At 37.9% G+C, this 23,390-nt stretch carries 27 protein-coding genes; 7 read left to right on the forward strand and 20 right to left on the reverse strand.

The genetic code is table 11. The features are described 5' to 3' along the window. Positions 1–109: 109 nt before the first annotated feature. Together ACSKT4_RS14315 and ACSKT4_RS14320 are read right to left on the reverse strand one after the other, a co-directional pair. Positions 110–1,711: an ABC transporter permease gene (locus ACSKT4_RS14315; RefSeq protein ID WP_186869503.1), complete on the reverse strand. Its 1,602-nt coding sequence runs from the start codon at positions 1,709–1,711 to the stop codon at positions 110–112. Then, positions 1,712–2,620 carry an ABC transporter ATP-binding protein gene (locus ACSKT4_RS14320; protein ID WP_186869502.1) on the reverse strand — a complete coding sequence of 303 codons (909 nt, stop codon included), beginning with the start codon at positions 2,618–2,620 and terminating at the stop codon, positions 1,712–1,714. Between the two features lie 168 nt (positions 2,621–2,788). Here ACSKT4_RS14320 and ACSKT4_RS14325 point away from each other — a divergent pair, with 168 nt between their 5' ends. Continuing rightward, complete coding sequence (locus ACSKT4_RS14325; RefSeq protein ID WP_186869501.1) at positions 2,789–3,379, forward strand: TetR/AcrR family transcriptional regulator; 591 nt, start codon at positions 2,789–2,791, stop codon at positions 3,377–3,379. A gap of 52 nt (positions 3,380–3,431) precedes the next feature. Here the strand turns inward: ACSKT4_RS14325 and ACSKT4_RS14330 are convergent, their stop codons facing one another. The 6 genes from ACSKT4_RS14330 to ACSKT4_RS14355 all read right to left on the reverse strand — a co-directional run bounded on the left by ACSKT4_RS14330 (position 3,432) and on the right by ACSKT4_RS14355 (position 7,320). Beyond that, the gene (locus tag ACSKT4_RS14330) at positions 3,432–4,241 is read right to left on the reverse strand and encodes a DUF4097 family beta strand repeat-containing protein (RefSeq protein WP_186869500.1); all 810 of its coding nucleotides are present in this window, start codon (positions 4,239–4,241) and stop codon (positions 3,432–3,434) included. After that, complete coding sequence (locus ACSKT4_RS14335; RefSeq protein ID WP_186869499.1) at positions 4,234–4,794, reverse strand: HAAS signaling domain-containing protein; 561 nt, start codon at positions 4,792–4,794, stop codon at positions 4,234–4,236. The genes ACSKT4_RS14330 and ACSKT4_RS14335 overlap by 8 nt, the downstream gene beginning before the upstream one ends. Beyond that, the gene (locus ACSKT4_RS14340) at positions 4,787–5,110 is read right to left on the reverse strand and encodes a PadR family transcriptional regulator (protein WP_186869498.1); all 324 of its coding nucleotides are present in this window, start codon (positions 5,108–5,110) and stop codon (positions 4,787–4,789) included. Before ACSKT4_RS14340 ends, ACSKT4_RS14335 begins: the two co-directional genes overlap by 8 nt. Positions 5,111–5,333: 223 nt before the next feature. Continuing rightward, on the reverse strand, positions 5,334–6,206 hold the full coding sequence (locus tag ACSKT4_RS14345; RefSeq protein ID WP_186869497.1) for a CPBP family intramembrane glutamic endopeptidase: 873 nt from the start codon (positions 6,204–6,206) through the stop codon (positions 5,334–5,336). 264 nt (positions 6,207–6,470) lie between these two features. Then, positions 6,471–6,983: a DUF2812 domain-containing protein gene (locus ACSKT4_RS14350; protein ID WP_186869496.1), complete on the reverse strand. Its 513-nt coding sequence runs from the start codon at positions 6,981–6,983 to the stop codon at positions 6,471–6,473. Between the two features lies 1 nt (position 6,984). Further along, on the reverse strand, positions 6,985–7,320 hold the full coding sequence (locus ACSKT4_RS14355) for a PadR family transcriptional regulator (protein ID WP_186869495.1): 336 nt from the start codon (positions 7,318–7,320) through the stop codon (positions 6,985–6,987). 242 nt (positions 7,321–7,562) lie between these two features. Here ACSKT4_RS14355 and ACSKT4_RS14360 point away from each other — a divergent pair, with 242 nt between their 5' ends. Genes ACSKT4_RS14360 through ACSKT4_RS14370 form a run of 3 tightly spaced genes read left to right on the forward strand, consistent with a single transcriptional unit; the run spans position 7,563 to position 9,995 of the window. Next, entirely contained in the window at positions 7,563–8,318 is a 756-nt protein-coding gene (locus ACSKT4_RS14360) for a GTP cyclohydrolase II (protein WP_186869494.1), read from the forward strand. Then, entirely contained in the window at positions 8,311–9,405 is a 1,095-nt protein-coding gene (gene ribD, locus ACSKT4_RS14365; RefSeq protein WP_186869493.1) for a bifunctional diaminohydroxyphosphoribosylaminopyrimidine deaminase/5-amino-6-(5-phosphoribosylamino)uracil reductase RibD, read from the forward strand. Before ACSKT4_RS14360 ends, ribD begins: the two co-directional genes overlap by 8 nt. Positions 9,406–9,413: 8 nt before the next feature. Further along, complete coding sequence (locus ACSKT4_RS14370; protein ID WP_186869492.1) at positions 9,414–9,995, forward strand: 5' nucleotidase, NT5C type; 582 nt, start codon at positions 9,414–9,416, stop codon at positions 9,993–9,995. 231 nt (positions 9,996–10,226) lie between these two features. Here the strand turns inward: ACSKT4_RS14370 and ACSKT4_RS14375 are convergent, their stop codons facing one another. The 4 genes from ACSKT4_RS14375 to ACSKT4_RS14390 form a co-directional block, all read right to left on the reverse strand. Continuing rightward, the gene (locus tag ACSKT4_RS14375; RefSeq protein ID WP_186869491.1) at positions 10,227–10,685 is read right to left on the reverse strand and encodes a MarR family winged helix-turn-helix transcriptional regulator; all 459 of its coding nucleotides are present in this window, start codon (positions 10,683–10,685) and stop codon (positions 10,227–10,229) included. Positions 10,686–10,924: 239 nt separating this feature from the next. Continuing rightward, positions 10,925–11,554, reverse strand: a complete 630-nt coding sequence (locus ACSKT4_RS14380) for a Type 1 glutamine amidotransferase-like domain-containing protein (protein ID WP_186869490.1) — start codon at positions 11,552–11,554, stop codon at positions 10,925–10,927. Positions 11,555–11,692: 138 nt separating this feature from the next. Then, positions 11,693–13,789 (reverse strand): heavy metal translocating P-type ATPase, encoded by a 2,097-nt coding sequence (locus ACSKT4_RS14385; RefSeq protein WP_465823630.1) that lies wholly within the window; start codon positions 13,787–13,789, stop codon positions 11,693–11,695. Continuing rightward, a complete protein-coding gene (locus ACSKT4_RS14390) occupies positions 13,776–14,165 on the reverse strand; it encodes an ArsR/SmtB family transcription factor (RefSeq protein WP_186869488.1) in 390 nt (129 codons plus the stop codon). Before ACSKT4_RS14390 ends, ACSKT4_RS14385 begins: the two co-directional genes overlap by 14 nt. A gap of 113 nt (positions 14,166–14,278) precedes the next feature. On the opposite strand from ACSKT4_RS14390, the gene ACSKT4_RS14395 reads away from it, so the two are divergent. Continuing rightward, positions 14,279–15,313, forward strand: coding sequence for a flavin-containing monooxygenase (locus ACSKT4_RS14395; protein WP_186869487.1), 1,035 nt, complete (start codon positions 14,279–14,281; stop codon positions 15,311–15,313). 124 nt (positions 15,314–15,437) lie between these two features. Here the strand turns inward: ACSKT4_RS14395 and ACSKT4_RS14400 are convergent, their stop codons facing one another. From ACSKT4_RS14400 to ACSKT4_RS14430, 7 genes are all read right to left on the reverse strand, one after another. Further along, positions 15,438–16,190, reverse strand: a complete 753-nt coding sequence (locus tag ACSKT4_RS14400) for a GNAT family N-acetyltransferase (RefSeq protein WP_186869486.1) — start codon at positions 16,188–16,190, stop codon at positions 15,438–15,440. A gap of 16 nt (positions 16,191–16,206) precedes the next feature. After that, complete coding sequence (locus tag ACSKT4_RS14405; protein WP_186869485.1) at positions 16,207–16,581, reverse strand: VOC family protein; 375 nt, start codon at positions 16,579–16,581, stop codon at positions 16,207–16,209. A gap of 51 nt (positions 16,582–16,632) precedes the next feature. Continuing rightward, positions 16,633–17,241, reverse strand: coding sequence for an SAM-dependent methyltransferase (locus tag ACSKT4_RS14410; protein WP_465823631.1), 609 nt, complete (start codon positions 17,239–17,241; stop codon positions 16,633–16,635). A 283-nt stretch (positions 17,242–17,524) separates the two neighbouring features. Then, on the reverse strand, positions 17,525–17,731 hold the full coding sequence (gene copZ / locus ACSKT4_RS14415; RefSeq protein WP_186869483.1) for a copper chaperone CopZ: 207 nt from the start codon (positions 17,729–17,731) through the stop codon (positions 17,525–17,527). Positions 17,732–17,802: 71 nt separating this feature from the next. After that, positions 17,803–20,190 carry a heavy metal translocating P-type ATPase gene (locus ACSKT4_RS14420; RefSeq protein ID WP_186869482.1) on the reverse strand — a complete coding sequence of 796 codons (2,388 nt, stop codon included), beginning with the start codon at positions 20,188–20,190 and terminating at the stop codon, positions 17,803–17,805. Positions 20,191–20,204: 14 nt separating this feature from the next. Then, the gene (locus tag ACSKT4_RS14425) at positions 20,205–20,507 is read right to left on the reverse strand and encodes a metal-sensing transcriptional repressor (RefSeq protein WP_186869481.1); all 303 of its coding nucleotides are present in this window, start codon (positions 20,505–20,507) and stop codon (positions 20,205–20,207) included. Between the two features lie 225 nt (positions 20,508–20,732). Further along, positions 20,733–21,350, reverse strand: coding sequence for a class I SAM-dependent methyltransferase (locus tag ACSKT4_RS14430; RefSeq protein WP_186869480.1), 618 nt, complete (start codon positions 21,348–21,350; stop codon positions 20,733–20,735). Between the two features lie 128 nt (positions 21,351–21,478). On the opposite strand from ACSKT4_RS14430, the gene ACSKT4_RS14435 reads away from it, so the two are divergent. Continuing rightward, positions 21,479–21,910, forward strand: coding sequence for a YugN family protein (locus ACSKT4_RS14435; RefSeq protein WP_186869479.1), 432 nt, complete (start codon positions 21,479–21,481; stop codon positions 21,908–21,910). Between the two features lie 44 nt (positions 21,911–21,954). Here ACSKT4_RS14435 and ACSKT4_RS14440 read toward each other — a convergent pair whose 3' ends face one another. Further along, positions 21,955–23,025, reverse strand: coding sequence for a C45 family autoproteolytic acyltransferase/hydolase (locus ACSKT4_RS14440; RefSeq protein WP_186869478.1), 1,071 nt, complete (start codon positions 23,023–23,025; stop codon positions 21,955–21,957). Between the two features lie 120 nt (positions 23,026–23,145). On the opposite strand from ACSKT4_RS14440, the gene ACSKT4_RS14445 reads away from it, so the two are divergent. Beyond that, positions 23,146–23,358, forward strand: a complete 213-nt coding sequence (locus ACSKT4_RS14445) for a hypothetical protein (RefSeq protein ID WP_186869477.1) — start codon at positions 23,146–23,148, stop codon at positions 23,356–23,358. The last annotated feature ends 32 nt before the right edge of the window (positions 23,359–23,390 follow it).

Here is a 23,390-nt window from a genome sequence, read left to right on the forward strand (position 1 = left end):
TGCTAGTTCATTCCATTTATCCTTTTATGACGACTATTATTCTATCACTTTCTGCGAAAAAGTACGAAGCCCTGTAGCAAATCAATTTCGCAACAGGGCTTTTTACTATTTAACCTTGTATATCTCGTTTACGATATCCAATAAAGCCTATAATCATGATTCCAACAGCTATAACGATTAATAGAATACTAGATACCCAATCCATCTCCTCAATAGGTAATTGTGGAATATATCCAAATGGAGATAGCTTCCCTACCCATTCAGAAAACTGAAATAGATTCCCTAGATATAGTACAAAAAAGGAATAAAATACATACAACCAAATTAGACTCGTTCTTCTTGGTAACCAACCAATTAGGAATACTGCCACACTAATCATTACTAGAATGGCTGGATAGTAGACGATTGCTGCCCCGTAGATCGTACCAAAGTCTAAACCACCTTCAACTACTGCATCTCCAGCAATCCATAACCCTATGCCAGCAAGAGATAACATGACAAAACCATTAACGATAGATATGATGAGATAGCTCGCCATAAGTTTCGTACGGGAAACAGCGCGACTTAGTACATGGTCAATTCGCTGCTTTTTCTCTTCTCCATATAGTTTATTCATCGACATAACAGCAGGAACTGTAGCTAGAATAGCCATGACCATCATTAACATTGGGATAAATTGCTCTGTTAAAGTATATCCTTCCGCCGCCACTAGCATATTCTGCATTTCTTCGCTCCCAGCAAAGAATGCCTCTAAATCACCTAATACAGAACCATAAGAGGCTCCCATTACGAACATCCCAATTGCCCAAGCAATCAAACCTGTTCGTTGTAGCCGTAGTCCTAATCCAAGCGGAGATTGTAAAAATACACTAGCTTCTTTTCTACCTGGCTTTGAAGGTAAGAATCCTGCTCCCATATCTCGGATAGCGTTCAGATAGTTTGCGATTACTATTAATATAATCGAGATGCCTAGCATGATTAGGACCGGCAACCAATTATTCGAGGAATAAACATCAGCCTGTGTTACCCAGCCAAGCGGAGATAACCAACTTAGCACTTCATTACTTACATCCCCGATGGCACGAATTAAATAGGCAATGATTAATACGGCAATGGATAATCCAATCGTTCCTCTAGAACCTTCTGATATTTGTGCAAACACCGCTGTTAAACCAGTAAAGAAAATTCCAGTTGCACCTAACACCGCCCCGTATAATAGTGACCCTTCCAAATCTATACTCGCTATATTTAACGCGTATAATCCAAAGCCTACACATAACGCAAGAATAATATTTATGACAACATATACCATCATCGTTGCATTTAATTGAGACAATCTTCCAACAGGTAACGAACGTATTAACTCTACTCGCCCGTCCTCTTCATCTGCCCGTGTATGTCTGGATACAAGCAGTATACTCATTAACCCGACAACAATTGCAGTAAAGATTAACATTTGATGGGCCGTCATGACACCGATTGTGTAGTTTTCAAAGTCAGCTGAACCTACCATAGCAACCATAGCCGGATTTTTCATTGTTTCTGCCATCATATCTCGTTCTGCCTGTGATGGGTATAAGTCTGTAAAAGCTGCTGGAATTAATAATGTAAAAAAAACTATCCCGATAAACCATAATGGAAGGCGCACCCGATCCCTTCTTAAAATAAATCGAGCTAATCGACCTGATTTACGAAAAGTAGTTGATGTCATTTATGATCTCCCCCCTACTCCTTTTTCCCCTTGTGTTTCATAATGACGCATAAATAAATCCTCTAATGTAGGAGGTGTGCTTTCTAGCTTTACAATTCCAAATTGACTTATATGTTTTATGACTAATTCCAATTGTTCCGAATCTACCTGGAACGATACAGCATAATCCGTTCCTTCTAGTTCGTGTACACCAGGTATGTCATGAAGATTAATAATTGGCTTTTTCGTTTCGACTCTCAAGTTCGTTCTTGTTAAATGGCGTAATTCATCTAGTGTACCAGTTTCAATTATTTCCCCCTGCCTAATAATCCCTACTCGATCACACAGCTTCTCCACTTCTGATAGAATATGACTCGATAACAATACGCTTTTGCCATTTTGCTTAGCCTCTAGTACACATTGTTGAAAAATCTGTTCCATCAATGGATCCAGCCCTGAAGTAGGTTCGTCTAATATATACAAATCCGCATCAGAAGCAAACGCTGCAACTAAAGCTACCTTTTGTCGATTTCCTTTCGAGTATGTCCGACATTTTTTTGTTGGGTCTAAATCGAATCGCTTAATTAATTCCTCCCGTTTTTGTTTATCAATCCCACCACGAAGAGAACCAAATAAGTCAATTACTTCTCCCCCGGTAAGATTTGGCCATAGATTTACATCTCCCGGGACATACGCTAGACTTTTATGAATCTCTACAGCATCAGACCATACATTTTTACCAAATATCGTTGCCTTACCATTAGTTGCCTTTAATATTCCTAGTAGAATACGAATGGTTGTTGATTTACCCGCCCCATTAGGACCGATAAACCCAAAGACCTCTCCCTCATTTAACTCCATATTGACACCATTTAAAGCAGTAAATTTGCCAAACCTCTTCGTCAAATTCGTTATTTCCAAAACTGCCATGTTTCTTCCTCCCTTTTCCACCCCATAAAAATGGAAACATTAATTTTGAAATATTTTATCCTTATGAGTTCATAATATAAAAAATTATTCATTATTGCAATGATTTTTGAACTATTTTTATTGTTATGTTTCAAAATTTCTATTAAACTAATAGTGAGGTGAAATATATTGGATGGATTTAAACGAAGAAGTGAATTGAAAAGGACTAATATTCTACAATCAGCACTAGATCTTTTTATGAAATTTGGAATAAGTAAAGTATCCGTAGCTGAAATCGCAAAGAATGCAAATGTATCACAAGTGACCATATATAATTACTTCGGTAGTAAGGATAAATTAGTAGATGAAGTAGTTGTTTATTATATTGAAGAAATTTGGAGTGAATTCCAGAAAATTATAGATAGTGATATCCACATCTCGGAGAAAATTAAGCAAATCATCTTTAACAAGACAACATCCGCGAGTTCTATAAACGAGGAGATTTATAACTATATTATAAAGGACTTTTCTTCTGGTACAGGAAGTTATATCGAAGAATTTTATACGAATAAAGCACTCCCAGAATTAATTAATTTATTTGATGAGGGAAAGGAACAGGGGTATATCGATTCCACCATCTCGAATGAAGCCATATTAATCTATATCCAAATGTTCCGGGAATATTTACAGCAAAAACATGTTTATGAACAGGTTCTCCCATATACGGAGGAATTAACGAAAATGTTCTTTTATGGGATTGTTGGTTATAAGGAAAAGTAATGCCTATTCGTCAAAAGGGGTAGAGACTATCCATGTCTCTACCCCCCAATAATTATTTACTTACCGTAATACTACCATTCACTGTTTTTAGTTTAATTTTATGCTCGCCTTCGCCAAATACAGAATTCTTAGAGTTATCGCCTAATATGTCTACCTTTCCATTTACAACACTAACCTCAAACGCCGCGTTGGTAGGTTCTTGCATTGTTTGAATTTCAATCTTCCCATTCACTGTTTCCAGGTCAATTGAACGGTCTAAATCATTGGTAATAAGTGTCGTTCGACCATTAACAGCATTACTAGTTATTTCACCATCAACATACGTTAAGTCCACCCTACCATTTTCAGACGAAACATAGGTAGTAGTAGTGGTTAAGTCCTCCAATTCAATTCGGCCATTAACAGTTTGCACATTGGCATGTTCTACTTCCAGACTTTCTACATTAACTCTTCCGTTTATTACATCAACTTTTAGTTCATCATATTGCTTTTCAGGTAAATAGATGACTAAACTTGGACCCTGGAAGCTAAAGTCAAACGATATAAATTGAAGAATTCGTTTTTCCTTTACTTCTACTGCAAGCGTGTCGCCATCTTCTTCTACAGTAAACTTATACTTGCTTTTACTAGTAGCTGGTGATGTAAATTCTACTGTAATTTCCTCCTCCGATGTGGGTAGGACTTCGACTCTTGCATTGTCTGTTTTAACATTCAGTTTCGTGATACCTTGATTATCAATGACTTCTGTTTCTATTACATCTTCAGAAGATGCACCTGCCGTTTTATACGTTAGGAGACTACCAATGACGCCGACGACGAATAGACAAGAAGCAATGATTATCAATAACTTTTGCTTAGGCATTTCCTATTCCTCCTTTAACCATACGAACATTAAATTGTAAATAGCGTATAAAACCTTTACTTAACCATCTTGTCACATAATACATCCCAATAATCACAAAGATTCCGATTCCAGCAAACGTAATTGATATGAATAATTGATAGAGTTCAAATATTTCTGGGTAAATAGCCACATTAACTAAATACAAAACTGGACTTACTATTCCGGATAATCCAACTGCCCAACCAGATAATACAATTCCTGCTAAGGCGATAAATGGCCCTAGTACGATAACTAAGTTAAAAAAACCAAGTCCAATTACTGCCCATACGGCACGAAGTACATTTCCCGTAGTTGCCGTTTCCTGGACCTGTTCCAAATGGAAAGAAGCTGTTATTTCCTTGGCTATTTGCTGTGGGGTTCCAAGCCCTTTCGCAATTTCTTCTTCTGATTTTCCTTCACTAACTCCAACTTCAAAATGTTCCCTAAAGTCTTGTATAATATCTTCTCGTTCAGAAGAAGGTAGACGCTTTAAAGCACCCTCCAACTGTGTTAAAAACTGTTCCTTATTCATTTCGAACACCTTCCTTGATTAATTGATTCACACCATCGGTGAACTTCTGCCAATCCGCTAATAGTTCTTGCAAGTAAATTCTACCCTCTTCTGTTAGCGCATAATATTTTCTAGATGGTCCCTCTGTAGATTCTTTTAAATACGTAGTAAAATATCCTTCCTTCGTTAATCTTCTTAATAATGGATAAACAGACCCTTCTGAAATGGCAATCTGATCGGAGATTTTCTGAACCAATTCATAACCATATCGATCTTGTTTATCTAATAAGACGAGCACACATAGCTCTAATACACCTTTTTTAAACTGTACGTTCAATACTTCCACCTCTGCTCTACTACTATACATTGTATAGTACCAATTTATGATTAATTCCTTTAGCTATAATTTAACACATACTACTGTTCAATACAAGGTACTATTTAAATAAAATACTTAACAAGGTAAAATTATGGTTATCAATGAAATACAGGGATGAACGAAGACAGCTTGGTGATCCCTGCTGTCTTCGTTCATCCCTGTGATAGTTTGCTTCGAAAATTCAAGAAGACTTCTTCATATTAAGTTGGTGTGGGGACATCTTAGCGGTGTGTTTGTAGAACCGATACAAAATAAAAGCAATTATTGGGATTAACATAAGATATACAATTAATGCTACTAGCAAGGCCGACTGTAATTCTTCTATAGACGTAAGGGGCAAGCTAGGTAAAAAGGTTGTAAAACTAGAAACTAGATTCGTTAACGAATGTAAAATGATTGGAACGATTAACCTCTTCGTTCTTAAATAAACCAAACTATAAAATATTCCACTAGCAAAATAACCTAGAAATAGCATAATATCAAAATGAACACATGCAAATAACAAGGAGCTCATAATTATCGCTTTCCCAAGCCCTATTTTATCCCTCCATTTATTTAATAGATATCCTCTAAATAACAATTCTTCAAAAATAGGTACGAATGTAAAACTAATGATCAACATCAGAATACTATTAACGTCAGCACTTACATGGGTATGCTCTGAAAGTAACGACAACACTTCTGTATATATTTTCGGGTAAACTAATGAAGCCAGTGGTACACCTACACTTTGTGAGAGCCAGGAAAATAGAATCAATAGAAATTTTATACTTATCAATAAGATCCACGGTACATGTTGAACGGATGGCTCTCCAATCACTTCAGCATCTACACCATTCATGCGTAAAGAGCGTATCATAATAAAAGGAGCAAAAATATAAAACGTTGCGATCCATACAACATTCAAGTCCATTCCGAGTATATTTTGCATGATATTATGTAGAATGTGGCATATTAAACCTAAGACGAATAATTGCACTAGAACATTCCATATCTCTAGTTCACCAAACTTTTCCCCCATAATACAAGGCACATCTCCTTCTATTTTATCCATTACTATATCTCGTAATTTAAGCTTGAGAATGTATGTGCACTAAATCTCTGTGCTTAATGTCCATAAATTTACACGATATACCTCCTAATGCTATAACATTTATACTAACATTAAACACAAAGATTTTTAACTATTCCAAATTCAACTCAGAAACGAAATTGGTTATTCCTTAACTAAAACAGGAGGCTACCACTGTTAGCCTCCTGTTTTTATCATGTACTTTTTACCCAAACTAATTCCGATCTCGCTCTTCTAAAACAACTACTACCGCCTTCTGTAATAATTAATTCTCCTATTAAACATATAAAACATATATAAATATAGCACGATTACAACCCCATCGATTCCGATTAGTAAATACTGTAACCAAAAGTCGTTCCAAGTTACAACTATTCCTATTTGAGATACAAGGAAAAGGAAGAAAATGAGTAAATAAAAGCCAATCATTCTTTTATAAGAATCTTGTATGGACTCATTATCAGAGTACAATTTTCGGATAGAAGGATTGGAAGCATCTGTACGGAAATAGTGAAAGACTCCCATCGATCCAATGACATATTCCCACCCTGCATCTTCATATAGATTGAAATAATCCATCTGAGCATTTTGGCGAAAATCGATTTGATACACATACGATTTGCTTGAGTCTTCCTCAAATTCATACCATAGTAATTTATGATGTTGAAAATGTAGTCCCTTTTGAGACATTTCCGTCAACCACTGCTCTTCCTTTTCAATGTTAAATGATAATGATATCCTGAGTTTTCTCATTGTCATCCTACTCTACCTCCAGTTCTGTCATGATATCTTTTGCATTTTCCACTAACGATTTCAACCTTTTATACTCTAAACGTAAGACTTCTTTACCTAAACTAGTTAACTGGTAATACTTCCTTCGGTCATCATCTTGCACAACTGCTTTCTCAATAACTTGTTGTTTTTCCAATTTACTGAGCGCCCCATACAATGTTCCTGGACCCATTGTCACTTCATCCTTACTAACCGCTTCTACATCCTGCATAATTCCGTATCCATGTCGGACTTCCCGTAAAGATAATAGAATATAGTAGGTAGCCTGTGACAAAGGGAGAAAAGTTTCTGCTTTTTTCGTCATTATTTCACCACCATTATATATCACCTATCGATGTATCGTTATGCGATATATCATATGTCGATATAATAACATGATTACTTTCTTTTGACAATACATGAATTATTTTTTAACAACATACAACCGGGAGAGTGACTTCATCATAATTTAGTAATAAAAGATTAATTATGATGATTTCCGAGAAAGATAAATTGAAGCAATTATGATTTTTCATTATACTAGTGGCAGTGAAAGGGGTATGTACCATGGAACAAACAAAATTAGAATCGAAAGTAATATCCGTACTTAAGGATAAAATACAAACAATACCAACAACAGAAGGCGCTATCTATTTAGTTGGGCCCATTCGCCTTCCTGTTAATCTATATGGAGAAACCGTTGAATTCAAATGGTATAGCTGGATAAATTCAACGGAAGCAAATAATGATTATCAGACCATTATCGATAATTTATCGTCACAAAACTTAGCAGACTATCAACAATCTAGTGTCTTGGTTTATGGTGATTTTGAAAATGATGACGATGCATTAATCCGAATGCATTCCATTTGTCATACTGGTGATATCTTTGGAAGTAAACGTTGTGATTGTGGCTTCCAACTGAAAGAATCCATGCACAAAATTACGGAGCATGGTACTGGAGCTATTTTCTACCTTGCTAACCATGAGGGTCGGGGTATTGGTTTATTTTCTAAAGCAATGGCCTATATTTTACAGGAGAATGGTCTTGATACCGTTCAAGCCAATGAAGCACTTGGATTTGTGAATGACTCTAGAAATTATGACGATGCTATTCGTGTCTTGAAGCAATTACGTACAAAGCCTGTAACATTAATTACGAATAATCCATTAAAGCTTGAAGCAATGAAGAAAGCCGGATTAACCTTAACAGGGCGCGTGCCACTGTGGGGCGATGTGTCTGAATATAACGAACGCTACCTTAAAACAAAGGTAGAGAAATCTGGTCACCTGCAAGAGGAAGGAACCTGTTCCAATGAGTAATCATGAGTTCTATATGGGACTTGCCATACAAAACGCTAAGGCTATGAAAGGACAGACGGATCCAAATCCGCTTGTAGGATCTGTTATTGTCAATGACAATCGGATAGTTGGTGTCGGCACACACCTAAAAGCAGGGGAACCGCATGCAGAGATCCATGCATTACGTATGGCAGGTGAGAAAGCCAAGGGTGGGACAATATATGTAACATTAGAACCATGCTCCCACCACGGAAGAACCGGACCGTGCGCGGAAGCTATTATTCAAGCAGGAATCAAGAAGGCTGTCATTGCAACATTAGATCCGAATCCAATTGTGGCAGGAAACGGTGTGAAACTACTACAAGATGCCGGCATCGAGGTCATCATTGGCGTTTTAGAACAAGAATCTATACAAATGAATGAAGTTTTTAATAAATTTATTGTGGAGAAAAAACCATTTGTCACGCTTAAGGCGGGGGCTTCATTAGATGGTAAAGTTGCAACCCATACGTTTAGTAGTAAATGGATTACTTCAGAAGAAGCACGACGAGATGTACATCAGCTACGGAGTGAAAATATGGCTATTCTCGTTGGAATAAATACTGTATTAACAGATAATCCATCGTTAACAGCTCGGATTCCTAATGGACGTAATCCGGTTCGAGTTATAATGGATTCCACCTTAAAGATTCCAATGGATGTTAACGTTATAACTGATAACCAAGCAGAAACATGGATTTTCACTAGTAAAAACCATGATGAAACAAAAAAGCTTCGGCTTGAGGAGCGCGGCATTCGTGTATTTGTAACATCAGGTGAAACATCTGTTAATCCAAAAGAGGTAGTTGAGATTCTTGGCGAACATCTTGTCTCCTCCCTATTCTTAGAGGGCGGCGGAAATATCCATGCTTCTTTCTTAGAGCATCAATTAGTTGATAAAGTTGTACTTTATTTCGCTCCAAAATTAGTTGGTGGGAAAGAAGCACCCACATTTCTAGAGGGAACTGGAATAGTAGACATGCAAGATGCCATAGATTTAACGAATACAGACATCGAAAAGATTGGCAAAGACTTTAAGTTTACGGGTTACCCAGTTTATAAAAATTGAGGGATTATATGAGATTTGGTTTTGATATCGATGACACATTAATAAATTTGCGTGAGCATGCCTTTCATATCTATAGGATGAAACTAAAAAAGCATGTTCCAATCGAAGAATTCCATGCTTTAAAGCGTGTGGAAATCCACGAACCTTTTGGATTAACAGACGAAGAGGGAAGCACTATGTGGAATAGTTCACTTGAAGATATTTATTACACGGACTGTCCACCATACCAAGGTGCCGTGGAAGTATTAAATAAACTAATAGAGTCAGGACATGAAATCTTTTATATTACTGCTAGACCAAAAGAACACGGTGAGCGGACAAAAAACTGGATAAAGCAGCAAGGTTTCCCAGTAATCGATGAACATTTTTTCTATGGTATGCAAGATCATGAGAAAATCCATATTATAAAAGAGCTAAAGCTAGATTATTATATAGACGATAAACCGGCCATTTTAGATACGCTATCAAAAGAACCGATTGAGCTGTTCTTAAAGGATCAGTCTTATAATCGAGCTGCGACATATAACCGAATTTTAGATTGGGAAGAGTTTTTGGGGAAAATAAATAACCACACCGAAGTAAAAAAGTAATTTAAAACCTACAGTAACAATAGACTACTCTCTTGCACCGGAAATAGACGTTACTTCCCACCAGCTACTGGATAGCAAGGCTACTACTATCCTTAACCCTAGGATGCCCCTGTGTGCGATACGCAAGGAACAGGGGATTCCTAGGGATTACAGTACTTGTCCTATTTCGGAATTTACGTATATTTTCGGCGCTAATAGTTGCTGCTTAATTTATGAAATAAACTTCTACCGCTATTCTAGATTATTTGCATAAAGACCTAACCGCTTCACTAAATCAATAACAATTTTCTTCTCTTCAACAGTTAACCCACCCATAATATCACGTATAGCTTTTGCATGATGTGGGAAAATCTCATCCATTAATTCCTTACCAGATTCGGAAATAACAGCAAATGTAACCCTTCTATCAGTTGGGCATGCTTTACGAGTTAAGTAGTTTTTTTCTTCTAATTTATCCACAACATAAGTAATACTGCTGCTTGCCAGTAAAACCTTCTGACCAATTTTCTGTATTGGTTGTTCTCCTTTATGATATAACAATTCTAAAACAGCAAATTCCGTTAGATTCAATCCATACCCCTTCACATTTTGGGTAATCTGTTTCTCAATTGCTTGAATTGCTCTAGACAGTACGACAAAAAGTTTAAGTGAGGCGACTTGGTTTTCGTCGAAATGATTCGTATTATCCATGAATATCAATCCTTTAAGTAATAGTTATTAAGTTTAATTTAGTATATCGCAAAATTCCAAGATTTTCTATTAATAATGGGCAGTATTTACTAAAATTGCCATTTATGGAGGGTTGTAAATATCATGGCTTACTAACATTGAAGTATATCGAAGGAGCCTATATAGATGAAGCTCCCGCATTGCTTTTCTAATAGTGTCTGGTATCATCTTTATATTACCTCTACACACTATACTTCCGTTCAATCTATCACTTTCTTATTCCCTTTTTGAAAATGAATGATACTTTTAATAGGAGTCATTACTTCTCCATCCCAAAACAATCCGCTACCATTTGGCATGGCATAAATATCTCGTTTTTCCGACAAATGGATTAATTCCTCATCCGTTCTATCCCGATAATGAACCTCTACACTAAAATCCACTAGATCTAACCCTTTTATTACCAAGGTTTCTGGATAATCCTCATCTTTGGTAATAATACAGTCCTTACAGAAAGCTAAAGCCCCTGCGCTCACACCTACCAACAACCCCGAATGTCCCTTAATAGATGAAACTAATTCTTTATCTATCAACCTTTCCATCAATTTTTCCGGCCTACCACCAGTAAAGTATAGCACTTCATGTTCCTTGATTTTTGATTGCATCTCTTGACTCGTTAGTCCTCGGTTGAGAATGTCGAGATGACTAACTCCAATAGACTCAAAAGTTTTTTTGGCAGAATTATACCAACTATTCAGTCTTTTTTCTTCTGTAGCGAAAGGAATGATTAAAAGTTTACTATCCTTCTTTACGTGATGGCTTAAAAATTTTATTACATCATTAAGCTCTCCCGTTAATGGATTTCCTCCTCCAATAAAACAGAGTTTCATAAGCGTCCCCCTTACTTATTCCAAGTAGTCTTCCAATTTCTAGCTATATCTTAACATAGGTGAGCATCCATTCTTCCTACTACTCTCCAAACCAAAAAGCATACCAACAATTAGTTGATATGCCACGTTTTCCTCATTCTATAAATCTTTTTTCATTAGTCGCATCGAGTTCAATACGACAATAAGTGTCGCTCCCATATCCGCAAAAATAGCGATCCATAATGTTAGCCATCCTGGAATAACTAATAGCAAAGCTAACACTTTTAGCGCTAGAGCGAAGATGATATTTTGCTTGATAATTGTTAAGGTTTTACGGCTTAGAGAAATCATATATGGTAATTTCTCCAAGTCATCAGCCATTAATGCTATGTCTGCCGTTTCTAAGGCTACATCGGTTCCTGCGCCTCCCATGGCAATTCCAACATTAGCAGAAGCAAGTGCCGGCGCATCATTAATTCCATCACCAACCATGGCCACACGACCATACCTATCCTTTAATCGACTTATAACGGTTAATTTATCCTCAGGTAATAACTCCGCTTTTACTTCTGTTAACCCGAGGCTTGAACCTATTGCCTCTCCGGTTAATTGGTTGTCTCCAGTTAGCATAATGGTCCGCTTCATACCTAACTGATGGAGCTTCTGAATAATGGATCTACTTACTGAACGGATTTGATCAGCTACTCCGATAATTCCTATTACTTCTTGAGCCGTACCTACTAGCATTACCGTTTTCCCTTCCGCTTGTAGCTGGCTAGTTCTCTCCAGTAGCTCAGCATGTATGGGCAGCATCTCTGAAAACAGTGCTGGGTTACCAATGAAGTATTCTGTCCCTTGTACCGTGGCTTTAGCTCCTTTACCTGTATAGGATAGAAAATTCTCCGCTTTATAATCTACAGCTTGAAGACGGATTGCCTTTCTTTTAATAGCTGATGCAAGTGGATGCTGTGAATATTCTTCAATAGCTGAAGCAATACGGATTAAGTCGGCTTCATCTTTATCTGCAAGTGGGATAATGTCTGTTACTTCCGGCTTTCCATTCGTTAAGGTACCGGTCTTATCAAAGGCTACCACATCAATATGGCCCGCTTCCTCCAGATGAATGCCACCCTTAATTAGAACACCATTTCTTGCAGCATTACCGATAGCGGTCACAATTGCAACAGGTGTCGATACAACTAATGCACATGGGCAACCAACTACTAACACCGCTAGACCACTGTAGATCCAATTAGACCATTCCCCATCGAAAAATAGAGGTGGGATAACTACGACAAGGAAAGAAAGAAACAGAATCGCAGGCGTATAATATTTGGCAAATTTATCTACAAACTGTTGGGAGGGTGCTCGTTCGGCTTGTGCTTCCTCCACTAGATGAATGATTTTAGCAATCGTTGTATCTGCTACTCGCGTAGTAACTCGTACCTCTAATGAACCTTCTTCATTTATCGTTCCCGCATATACCTCATCACCGCTCGCCTTATGAACTGGGATTGATTCACCAGTTATCGCTGCTTGATTGACAGAGGATTGCCCTTTTACAATTTCCCCGTCCATAGCAATTTTCTGTCCAGGCTTAATGATTAAAATATCACCAATTTGTACATCTTCTACATCGATTTCCATTGTTTGCGAGCCATGACGAATAGTGGCCTTCTTTGGTGCGATATTCATGAGTGATTTGATTGATTGCCGCGCCTTATTCATAGAGTAACTTTCAAGTGCTTCACTTAACGCAAACAAGAACACCACGACAGCACCTTCTGCCCATTCTCCAATAATCGCTGCTCCAATAATGGCAATTGTCATTAATGTCTTCATATCAAATTCAAACTTCATTAAATTATTCAATCCGACCTTAAATAAGGAAAGTCCTCCTACCAATATTGCAGTAAGAAAGGCTCCTATTGTAATAGGGTGGCTTTCACCCATCTTAAAGTAGAATACGTACCCTACTATGGTGAAAAGCAACGATATAAAAGTAGTTATAGTCTCACGCTTTTTCCATCTTTCTGGTTCATTACTCCATTCCGGTTGTACCTTAATACCATCAAAAGCACCTGCTGCTTCCAACTGATCAACGGATGCTACACCATGTACGGTTAACTTAGCAGCACCAAAGTTCAATTGAACATCCTCTACTGTTTTAATATTACGGATGTTTTCTTCAAATTTTGCAGCACAGTTCGTACAAGACAAGCCTTGTAATCGATAGACTTGTTTATTTTCCTCCAAGTCCAGCACCTTCTCTCGAATGTTCCATAGCAATCGATACTAACTGATGAACATGCTCATCCTTTAGTGAATAGAATACTAACTTCCCTTCTTTACGATACTTTGCGAGCCCCATATTACGGAGCAGTCGTAAATGATGGGATGCTGTTGCTGTCGTAGAACCGATAATATTTGCAACATCACAAACACACAGTTCATCTTCAATTGTTAACGCATAGGCGATTTTTAACCGTGTTAAATCTGATAATGCCTTAAATATCATTTCTACCCCACTAACTTCTTCTATCTGTGGTTTTATTCGATTCACTTTTTCTTCTTCAAAACAAAATACCTCACAAGTATCGTGGTTAACCTTTTTCACAGTACTTCCTGCCATTTTATCGCCTCATTCAAATAATTGTTTGATTATAATATCATCTTATGCTATAGATTAATGTGATGTCAACAATCAAACGAATATTTGAATGAAGAATTTCGGGAGGGGTCTGTATGTACCATACGATTGTCATTGGGGCCGGACAAGCAGGATTAGCTATTGGGTATTACCTTGCAAAAAAAACAGATAATTTCCTGATACTAGAAAAGGGGAATCAGGTGGGACATGTGTGGAAGGCACGCTATGATTCGCTAATACTATTTACGTCTAAGCAGTTTAGCTCCTTACCCGGACTACCTATTGAAGGAGATCCTAATTCTCTACCAACTAAAGACGAGGTTGCGGATTATTTGCAGGATTATGCACGTAATTTTTCATTACCGATTAAATTCAATACGGAGGTAACTCAAGTAGTACGACTAGGTAATGCATATTCCGTCTATACAAAAGAGCAAAACTACATTGCCAAGAATGTTGTGATAGCAACCGGTCCATTCCATAGCCCAGCTATTCCTGCCTTTGCAGCTAATTTGTCACCAGATGTTCTACAATTACATTCAACAGACTATAAAAACCCCAATCAATTACTGGAAGGAAGTGTCCTTGTAGTTGGGGCAGGGAATAGCGGTGCCCAAATTGCTGTAGAAGTTTCACAAACAAGAAAAACATTTCTATCAACTAGTCAAAAGCTTAACTATATGCCTCTTTCTCTTGGGAATAAAAGTATCTTTTGGTGGTTTAGTAGATTGGGTATTCTAAACGCTAGCGTCAACTCGTTTCTAGGGAGACGAATTCGATCAAAGGGAGATCCTATTTTTGGCTATGAATTAAGAAAAGCTATTCAAGATGATAGAATCACTCTAGTAAATCGGGCTATAAATGCGAATAAAAACTCGATTTCCTTCTCAGAGCAAGGTCAACTTGAATTTCATAATGTGATTTGGGCTACTGGTTTTAAATCGGATTATCGGATTATCCAAGGTATACCTGGTGTTCTAGATCAAAATGGGGCGCCTATCCATAATAGGGGAATTACTAGTAGTGAAGGTTTATTTTTCTTAGGGTTGCCATGGCAGTCAAGGAGGGGATCTGCGTTACTTCAAGGGGTAGGCTATGATGCTGAGTACTTGATGCGTTATTTAAGATAGTAGAGTTTGTAAATTAGCACAATCAGGGCAACGTCTTCGCGAGAAAATGACTACTAGGAAAATTAGGGACATCCCAGGTAGCGCTGGGTGTCCTAGCCTCTTCCTATTCGGAAAGTATCTACATTCACTTATATACCTTCAACGCCTCTATCTGAAATCCCTCATAGTGATAATTTTGTTTCCGGTACATCTCTCTTGGGGTATCCTCCCCATCTGCAATTAAAATAACGATTCTATCGCGGAAAAGATCCATAACAAATCGTTGAATACTACTACCAATTCCTTTCCGCTGATACGAATCTTGCACAAATAGATTGTCCATTTCTGCCGTAAGATCCTGAAGAATAACGTCCACCGCACCAACAGGGATATCCTTATCGTACGCAATAATTTGAACTACTCTATCACTTTGAAAATTAGCATGATGAAGTATCTTCTTTGCTTCAGCATAGCTTTCACCAAACTGTACATCCTGCTCATACTGTAATGTTAAATAGTCCTTGTAAGTACTAGAATTAACCTCTTCCACCTGAATATCTGGATTAATAGACACCTCAGGAAAATCTTGAGGCTTTATGCTGTACAACTCATTAGTCCCGATTGTATAGTTCTGTTCTTGTACGTATTGATAAAGTTCATCCGTCAGCTTCTGATCTGGAGGAAATTCAAATTTCACATGGACTTGAGCCTTTTTCTGATGAAATTCTCGTAGATAAGCTTCTGCCTCTTTAAACTCATCTATCGTAGGCATTCGTTTAAATCCGATAAAATTACTATCATATCGAATCAGTATTTCTGAATAGTGATAATGCTTATAAAGCTCGTTCTCTGCTATAACATGACCTACGATGTCAATGTTATCAAATGTTATCTTCATATAATCACCCTCCTGTCTAGCCTGAGCATATCATGATGTCGTTCTCATCCGGGTCACGAACTGTAAAAAAGGACAAATCATCAAATCTTATAATTTCGGATGCTATATCATAATTTAGTTGTGTCACATATTCATATGCTTGGTCTATATCCTCTGTATGGAAGTTAAATAGAGGATATCCTAATCCTCCGGCACCCTTTTTCATATTTTCAGGGCCAGCATCTAATGTAATACCTACTTCTTGATTTACCGGTAGATTGTAAACTGGTCTTGCTACGGTAGATAAGTCGTACGGTTGACCAATTAGTTCACTGTACCACTTTACAGAACGCTTCAAATCACGCACATGGATAAAGATGGTGTTGACTTTGTTTTGAATTGGGCTCTTCATCTTCTCACACTCCTTCTTACCATATTCGACAGTAACACGCAAAACCCTTCCTTATTCTTCATTATTCCATCGGTATACTAAAAATCGCTCATTCGGATTATTTTCATAAGGTAGTCCTATTTCTTGCTCCAATTGAAACACGGTCTGATTCTCCAAATAGAAGATATATTCCTTTGAAGGATAGTACAAGATAATATCCACTTTCCTTGGAAATGCCTCTACGGATAGAAGAATCCGGTTAATGACACGCTGGAAAATGTGAATAGAAAATGGATTAAAGAAGTAGAATCGATTATCTGCTTCGCTAATTTCATAGTCTTCGGCCAGGCAATGTTTAAACGATATATTATCTGTAGATTTCCTCGCCTTTTTTCTATAGCTTTCTAGATTTTCGATTGCTTTATGATAGAAAGCCTCATTCATTTCGATTCCTGTAGCCTTAGTATGATAATGGTGATGGATAAAGAAATTCATCCGCCCTAACCCACATCCAAAGTCTACAAATTGATCGGCACTCTTCACCTCATATTGGCCAAACAGCACCTCTAATGCTTGATATGGGGTAGGTTCATACGGATAGTAGTGATTGATATGATTACTAGCTACACGTTTGCCAGTTGTATGTATGTTAAGGAGCTTATCATAGTAGTATTCTTTCATTATCATTCTCCTTGTTGGTTTATATGGTAATCTTACGCAAGTTTGACTAGTGCTGCAAGGGTCCGAAAGATACCTTATAGCCATAGTTGACATATTCTTCAGGATCTGAGAGGGGTACTTCAGGATTTGAAGGGGGTGTTTCAGGATTTCAGCTACTAGCTTCAGGATTTAACAAATCTCCATATTTCATGTATCTAGTGTTAAAGCCACAACCACTGCTGGATAGACCATTCTGACACACAAGAAAAAGCAGACACATGTTTGAAGTGCCTGCTTTTTCTTGTTAAGCTACATCATAGCCTTGTTCTTCTACTGCCTCTTGCATTGCTTCTAAGGTTACTTTTGACTCATCGTAAGTCACAGTAACTTTGCCAGTAGCTAAATCCACCTCTACATTAGATACACCATCTAATTCGTTCAGTGCACCTTCTACTGACATTTTGCAATGCCCGCAAGTCATTCCTCTTACATCTAGTGTTAAAGATTGCATCCTATATATCTCCTTTCAACTATGAAAAGTAAGTATTGGGGACAGGACTATCTACCGTCCCCAAATATTATTTATATTTTTACTCGTTTTAAGCGAAGTGAATTGGTTACCACACTTACCGAGCTAAATGCCATGGCAGCTCCTGCTATCCAAGGAGCAAGTAACCCAAGTGCTGCTATTGGAATACCCGCACTATTATAAGCAAATGCCCAGAATAAGTTTTGACGAATATTTTTTATCGTTGCTTTGCTAATTTTAATAGCTTTTGGTATTAATAGTAATTCTCCACCTAAGATGGTTACATCGGCAGCTTCAATAGCAACTTCTGTACCAGTACCAATTGCAATACCAATATCAGCTACTGCAAGAGCCGGAGCATCATTTACGCCATCTCCAACCATCGCAACCTTTTTCCCTTGTAATTGAATCTCTTTTACTCGGTTAGCCTTTTCCTCTGGTAATACTTGGGCAATGACACGGTCGATTCCCACTTGTTCAGCAATAGCTTTAGCGGTGCGTTCATTATCACCGGTAAGCATAATCACTTCAAGTCCCTGCTCTTTTAGCTCTTTTATAGCATCTTTAGCAGTGTCCTTCACCGTATCAGCTACCGCTAAAATCCCTTTTAACTCGCCATTTACTGTAATTAACATCGCTGTATTGCCCTTCATTTCATAATCCACTAACTCAGCTTCTATCGCACCAGTAACGGTAATATTGTGGTCATTCATTAATTTTCTAGTGCCTACTAATACGTTCTTGTCATGAATTCTAGCTTCTATACCATGTCCAGGTATCGCGTTAAAATACTCCGTATCAACGAAAGGTACATTTCTTTCAGTAGCAAAGGCTACAATCGCTTCTGCCAAAGGATGCTCAGACCCTTTTTCAGCACTAGCTACAAGCGATAACGTTTCCTCATCAGCTGTAAAATAGGTTACCTCAGGCTTCCCCTTCGTAATTGTACCGGTTTTATCTAGTACAATTGCATTAAGCTGATGGGTACGCTCTAGGTGCTCCCCACCTTTAAAAAGGATTCCACTTTCAGCAGCTCTACCAGAACCAACCATAATCGAGGTTGGAGTTGCGAGACCTAACGCACATGGACAGGCAATTACTAATACTGCAATTGCCGTTACTAACGCTGTTTCTAATTCACCTGGAGTAACAAACAAAATCCATACGCCAAAGGTTACGAACGCAATTCCCACTACTATCGGTACAAAGTAACCTGAAATGACATCTGCTAATCGTTGAATTGGGGCTTTTGAGCCTTGGGCATCCTCTACCACTTTAATGATGGATGCAAGAGCGGTATCCTTCCCAACTTTCTTCGCTTCCATTTCAATCGTTCCATTTTTATTAATAGTAGAACCAATGACACTTGCATCGATATCTTTTTCAATCGGTATAGATTCTCCGGTAATCATGGATTCATCAACCGATGTTCTACCTTTCACAACAATACCATCCACGGGTATTTTCTCACCGGGTTTTACTACGAGACGATCGCCAACCACAACATCCTCCATAGGAATCATCATTTCCGAGCCATCACGCACTACTCTTGCTTGTTTTGCTTGTAAGTTTAGTAGCTTAGAAATAGCAACGGTCGTCCGACTTTTTGCGCTTGTTTCTAAATATTTTCCAAATAAAATTAAGGTAATTAAAATGGCACTAGTCTCAAAATATAAATGTGGCATATGTCCTGGATGACGAAGCGTATTAAATGCCTCATAAAGACTATAAAAATATGCTGCACTAGTACCAAGCGCGACAAGCACGTCCATATTGGCACCACCATTACGCAGATTCTTATATGCTCCAACATAGAACCGCCAACCGATAATGAACTGTACTGGTGTCGCAAGTGTGAACTGGAACCACGGATTCATAAAGATATCTGGAATGGAAACTCCAGCTAAATGAACGAGCATGGTTAATAATAATGGTGCAGATAGGATTGCAGAAATGATTAATTTCGTTTTCATTTTTTGCAGTTGTTTTTCTTTCTCAGTTTGTTTATCTTCTTTATCTGCCTTCACCTTCGCATCGTACCCTAGCTTTTTAATTCTTCCAATCAAATCTAATTCTTTAACAAGTGCAGGATTAAATTCAATGGAGGCACTTTCGGTTGCTAGGTTTACGGTAGCTTGTTTAACTCCCTCTTCTTTATTTAACACCTTTTCAATCCTAGTTGAACAAGCAGCACAGGTCATCCCGAAGACATCAAGCTCTAACCTTTCAAGCTGAACACCGTAACCAAGTTTTTCAATCTTGGTTGTAATGTCCTCTACTGTGACTGCATCTGGATTATAATGCACACTGGCCTTTTCTGTTGTTAAATTAACTTGGGCTTTCACGCCATCCATTTTATTCAGAACCTTTTCAATTCGATTAGAACACGCTGCACAGGTCATCCCAGTGACACCAACCGTAATTTGTCTGGACTCACTCATATCGGATACCCCCCTCATTTAGAAAGTCGTTTTAACACTTCCATTAATTCATCAATTGATGCTTCCCCTTCACCAGACTTCACGGCATGGCTTACACAATGCTTTACATGTCGTTCGGCAACTTGGAATCCAACCTTTTTCAAAGCTGCATTTATCGCACTTATTTGTACTAAAATATCGACACAGTAACGGTCTTCTTCAACCATTTTCTGAATACCCCGAACCTGTCCTTCAATTCGCTTTAAACGATTAACTACCCCTTGCTTCTCTGCATCTGTTCTAGGGGTAATTGGGTGATCATGTAAAAATTGATCCATTCGAACACCTTCTTTCCTTCGCTTTAATTATACTATACCCCCCTACAGTATAATTGTCAACAACTTTACTTTTTCCTTGCATTCATTATAAGGATACCCCCAAAGAGTTTCTTATACTCGTTACTTTCCTTTCTTAAACAAGTACCCTTCCCTCTAAAAATACCCCTACTAGGTAATAAATTCCTACAAAAAAACCACGCTAATTAGCGCGGCAATTCCAGTTGACTATTTCTTACAAATCGCTATTCCAAGAGGAAATTCCCTCTCCTCCGCTGCAAATGCAGGCTGAATCAATGCTCCCTTTTGGTAATAATATTCCGTAGATTGGTATTCCTTAAATAACCCCTTAAACTCGTCTACTGTTAATTGATGTACATGATACTCCTGCCCACTCGGTATCCCTCTACCTTCTCCAAATGGGGTGGACAACATCAACGTGCCACCAGGCTTTAACATCGTATAGATATTAGTCATAAACTGTTCTTCTTCTCGAATATGTTCTATGGTCTCAAAGCTTACGATGCAATCAAATTGTCCTAACTCGTCTGGTAACCTTGGGTCCACTACATTCCCTATTCTAAACTTCGTTAGTGGATGATAATATGTACCCCTTGCATACTTCACTGTTTCTTGATCAATATCGACTCCGATTACTTCCTGCACTCTATTCTTACACATCTTGGCCATAATATGACTTCCATATCCAGAACCACTTGCGAAGTCTAACACTCGACCATATACATATTCCGTAGCAAAGTGATATCTTGCAATATGCTCAATTAATAAACCATTTAATACTTTCATTTTCTCCGGGATAACTCGTTCTCCTGTATCCTTCAACATTCTGTTCACCGCTTGTCCATTAGTATTATCAATATTTTACCGCAAAAAACAAGGAATCAACAATAAGAAGGTATTTTATACCATTTTTTGTAAATGCTATAAGCAAATATAGAAGAAGGAGTGATTAGATGATTGAACTTCAATCAGAAATAGAAGGGAAAACTGCCTATTTCGGACAAGCTCGTATCATAGCAAAGCAGTTCGGGCTAAGCCTGTGTGGTAGTTGGGAATATGATGGGGCGTTCCTCGATGCAACACTTCACCGCGAAGGAGGAGAAACCATCTATTTAAGAATGCCATTTCATGTTTTAGAAGGGGAATTGGATCGTGATGGAGCCTTTATTGAATTCGGCAAACCATTCGTTATTAAGCATATTGTACATATTGGGCTTGACAGGAACGAGAATTCATTACTTGCTGCTACTGGCATTAATCAATTCCAGGAGCCTCTTGATAAGGATGGGCAAATACGTAACAAAACGAAGTGGGAGGATATTGGCGAAACAATCGCTAATCAATTCGCCAGTGCTATCGCTAGCCGTGGTAAATCGATTTCTTAATAAACAAACAACCAATCAAATTAGGCGATTGGTTGTTTGTTTTCTTATATCAAGAATTCCGGCTCAGTAAAGTGCGCCATATTAACAAAAGGTGTTTTTACATCAAGTTTTCCTTTTACTTTTCTTACCATCATTTTATCGCCAGCTAACCACTTTTTAAAATCAAATAGAATCGGGTGCTGGTCTCCACCTAATGAGAACCATGCTTTTAATTCATGGGGAAAGTACGCTGCCGTATGTAACGTACCTGCCCATGCACCATATTTAGTAGAAAAAACTCCCTTATCTGTATCATTCATCATTTGAAAAGCTTGATATGGGTTGATCAGATTCTCCCCTTGATTCATTATGGCACGTTGCCTTGCTACCGATTCATCCATTCGGTATCGGTTCTCCCCTGAAAGCAATTCAAAATGATTCGTACAAGCATTCCCATGGTGCACATCAACTCTTCTCGGGGATGCCTCAATTACATAAGTTTTACCCTTTTGGTCTAATAGGACGTAACTGAATGAATGCCGATGGGGAATTGCTTTTAGCACATCTACCGCTTCTTCCACCGTTGCGCATGCCTCCAGAATGATCCTACCAACCATATTACAAATAAAACCACTTCCAGATTTCTTACGGTTAACAAAATTATATCCCATAGCAAGCCCTTTTTCGTTTATTCCATCAATCCGACCAGTTATTTGCATAGATGGTCCAACCATGGAATACCCTTGGTCTGTAGGTTGGTAGAACACATATCGTCCTTCATAAGAAGCAGGATGATTATCATAATTCCTTATCAAATAGTCCTTCCCAGTGAAAATAGAGCATCCGCTTCTCCCATATTCTAAATAATACCCACCAAACTCACGAATTGCATCATGCATATTCCATTTCAATGCATCTGCTAATCCTTCTATTTCATCCCAAATTCCTGGGGCCAAACGCTTTATCGCAGTTTGTACCTCTTTTTCATCTATCGAAAAGTGATATTTCCTTTTTGAACCCCACTGCTTTTCTCTATTCTCAAGTATAGGAGAATCCTTTAGTAATTCTCCTTGATAATAACCAAAATCATAATGGCTTCCTCGAAACTGAATAACATCGCTATATACAGGTAACATAAGATCCCCTCATTTTCAGTCGTATTCCCAGTCTAAATTATTTTCAAGTTGAACGAAAAAAATATGCTCTTGGAATAAAACTTATCCTATAAGAGAGGATATTACTAAGAGGTGATGGTCATGGCAAACGAAACTGGAAAACGTAAATTCAATCTGCCAACCGAAGCAAACGTAGATGGGAAAATAAGTGCGCAAAATGGACTGAGACAGAATTATCCATTTGATTCTTTAAATAAAATGGTCGGAGACTCTGTTAAAGAACATAAATCTCTCGAAGCTGGTAACGAAATAATTGCAAAGAAGGAAATTGGGCAGACCTTTCATAACTCTTAATTTTTTTGTAGGGCAATATCATTAGCAATGTT

This window comes from Ornithinibacillus liuyingii (genome assembly GCF_055550225.1).